Source organism: Frankia sp. KB5, assembly GCF_002099325.1.
In the GTDB taxonomy this organism is placed as follows: Bacteria; Actinomycetota; Actinomycetes; order Frankiales; family Frankiaceae; genus Frankia; species Frankia casuarinae.
The window spans coordinates 1-2,868 of record NZ_MRUJ01000364.1 but is presented as its reverse complement, the minus strand read 5'-3'; the positions used below and the strand labels follow the sequence as shown (position 1 = coordinate 2,868).

2 protein-coding genes and 1 pseudogene are annotated in these 2,868 nt (G+C 65.6%); all 3 read right to left on the bottom strand.

The genetic code is table 11. The features are described from left to right. Window positions 1-384 (bottom strand): annotated as a pseudogene (locus KBI5_RS24380) (hypothetical protein); the annotation flags it as partial. Beyond that, the gene (locus KBI5_RS24375; RefSeq protein WP_011435547.1) at window positions 381-1,553 is read right to left on the bottom strand and encodes a 5'-methylthioadenosine/S-adenosylhomocysteine nucleosidase; all 1,173 of its coding nucleotides are present in this window, start codon (window positions 1,551-1,553) and stop codon (window positions 381-383) included. The pseudogene KBI5_RS24380 and the gene KBI5_RS24375, both read right to left, overlap by 4 nt. A 2-nt stretch (window positions 1,554-1,555) precedes the next feature. Then, window positions 1,556-2,305: an NUDIX domain-containing protein gene (locus tag KBI5_RS24370; RefSeq protein ID WP_011435548.1), complete on the bottom strand. Its 750-nt coding sequence runs from the start codon at window positions 2,303-2,305 to the stop codon at window positions 1,556-1,558. Window positions 2,306-2,868 lie beyond the last annotated feature (563 nt).

The following is a 2,868-nucleotide window of genomic DNA, read 5'->3' as shown; positions in this document are numbered from 1 at the left end:
CCAGTGGTCAGGATCCGGCTCGGGTGACTCTGCATGCAGCTCGCGTAGCCACCTGAATTCCTCGTTCGACAGCTCGTCCCGCGATCGCCCGCTTACCAAGGCCAGCACCCAGTGAAAGAGCATCCGCTTGGATCTCCCGGGACTGACCACTGCCTCGCGCATTAGTTCTCGGGCCTGATCGGCCATCCCGCCATCCAGGTGATGAACTCCGGATTCGAACCTCTCGGCCGGCCCGGCATCGGGAGACATCGTGTAGAGGTAGACGTCGCCGTGGACCACGCCGGCCTGCATGTCGACGTGAGCGGAACCACTGGCCTCATTGGAGAACGAACCTGGCTTGGGCTGAGCGCCCGAGCCAGGCGAAGGGCGCCAGTCGTCGATCACGACACGCCTTGAGCGAGCATGATCACCATGCCGATCTTCGCGGCGAGGTCGGCGACGTCGCCGACCAATCCGCGGACCTTCTTCAGCGCCATCAGCAGGGCGCCGCGAGTAGCGGGTGAATCCGCCTGGAGTGCTTTGTCGGCCTCGCGGAGCTCAGCCTCGGCGGCGGCATAAGTCTCAGCATCGACATCGCCGGCCGTGCGTGCATCGTCCAGACGAGCGCGGAAGCGGAGGAGTGCTGTCGGCAGGTCGACCCGAGCGCGCTCACCGGCGACGCCGATATGCACGTCACCGTGCACGACTCCGGTCTGCGCACCGACCTGCGCGCCTTCCGAAGCGATGATGCGGATGTTCTGGTGCGGTGTCTGCATGATGGGTGTCCTCCCGATCCTGGGTTCCGCGGCATCGACCCGTCCGATGTCCGTTGACAGTTCCTCGGCCAGCGCTGCGGCGAACGCAGCGGCGTTTGCCACAGCGCGCTGCTGCCACAGCTGGCGGTCGGTCAATTCCTTGGTGCCATCGGCGTGGTCACTGATGCCGCGGACTACAACCACTGGCAGCGAGTCGTTCAGCAACCCGGCCTGGCTGGCTCCCGCGCCCTCCATCTCGATGGCGAGCGCGTCGTTGTAACGTTCGTGCAGCAAGCGGGCCAGAGCGGACACGGTGGAGTTCAGCACCACCTCCCCTGCCGCGATCGGCCCGAAGTGCACCTGTGGCAGAGACTCGGCTTCGACCGACGGTCGTGCCCACGACCTCGTCCGATAGAGGTGGCGGGCGATCTGGTCGGCCCGGTGCGACAGCGGCCAGGTGCGTGGTCGCCCCCAGAGCCCTTCGTCATCGTTGGTGGCGCCGTGGAAGGCGTACACATGGGTGGCCACCACGACGTCGCCCAGTGCGATATGGCGATGAAGCGCGCCTGCGACGCCGACAAAGAGCAGCGCCGCCGGCGTGAACTCGGCTATGGCTCGTTCAGCGAGTACCGCGGCCGACTGGTTTCCCACGCCGACATGTGCAAGCGCCACCCGGCACCGGCCGCGGGCCAGCCGGCCTACCTCGAAGCGGGTTCCCTGCGGATGGCGGTGCAGTCGTGCATCCGCCAGATGTTCGCGAACCGCCTGATACTCCAGGTCAAGGGCGGTCAAAACGACGATCGGGTGTGTTTTTCCCATGATTATTTCTCCCCTTCTTGGACAGGGGCACTGTCGGCGCTCGCCGTGTCGACGGGCCGGGTAATCGGCGGCGACAGAACGGCGCTCGGCCCGGCTCTGAACAGGCGGGCGGGTCGTCCGACAGTCGTCCGCTGCTCTCCGCCGGTCGGGACGATGAATCCGTCCACCTTCTGAACCTTTCGATAGAAGTTCCTGGGGTCTAGCCGCATTCCCCAGACGGTTTCGTAGACCGCCTGTAGCTCGCTGATGGTGAAAACGGGGCCGCAGAATGCGGTCGCAAGCGCTGAGTGTTCGAGTTTTGTTCGGGCACGCTCGACACCGTCCGCGATGATCCGACGGTGGTCGAAGCCAAGGGCCAGGTCACCCGATAGCACGCATTCCGTCGGCTGCCAGCATGCAGCCGCGGCGTCCGTTCCCGCGACCGGCTCCGGAAGCCGCGGTGCGACAGCGAGGTAGGCCACCGAGACGACTCGACCCCGTGGGTCCCGCCCGGGTTTGCCATAGACCCCGAGCTGCTCTAGGTACAGGCCCTCGCCCTCCAAGCCCGCCTCCTCGGCAAGCTCCCGCCGCGCCGCCGCGCCGATGCCCTCCTCAGCGTGTGCGAGGAAGCCGCCTGGGAGCGCGAGCGCACCCCGGTGCGGCTCGATCCCGCGCTCGACCAGCAGGACCTGTAGGCGCGTCCCGCGAAGCGTCAGAATCACGAGGTCGACCGCGAGTAGGACGGCCGGCGGCTCCCAAGGATCCTCAATCACACTGCGAGACTAGCTTTTTGTTCGAGTGACAGTAACTACTGTCGGCTAGCGGACAGTGCGCCTCGCCCCGGGCTGATCCTCCTCGCTCTCCGAGATCGCCGTGAGGGAAGCGCGCCCGGCGCGACGACGCCGGTGATACGGCGGCCGAGCGGTACAACTCGCGCAACACCCGCTGGTGGACGAGGCGTGAACTTTATGATCAAGAATGGTTGGGTGCCGACCCAACAAGACTCGAACCCAATGCCGCAGGTCGATGTACTGCAGCCATCGGCCTCGCCGGTTGCGGACCGCCCTGATGGGTAGTCAAGCCGCAGGTCACGGCATGTATCGATCTCCGTAGACATTGATGAGTGCACCCAACCGGCACTAGTGCGAGCCTAAACCTGCAGGTCAACGGCCCGACCGTGTCCATCGAACCCACCCGCGCGAAGATCCGCCGGGCCGGCTACGTCGGCAACACGAACGCCAGGCAGATCGGATAAGGGGATTGGCTGGTGTGACCGTGCGACACCTGAATTTCAAGGAATCGAAATATGGCCCCACTTGATTGGCTACGTTGAGTA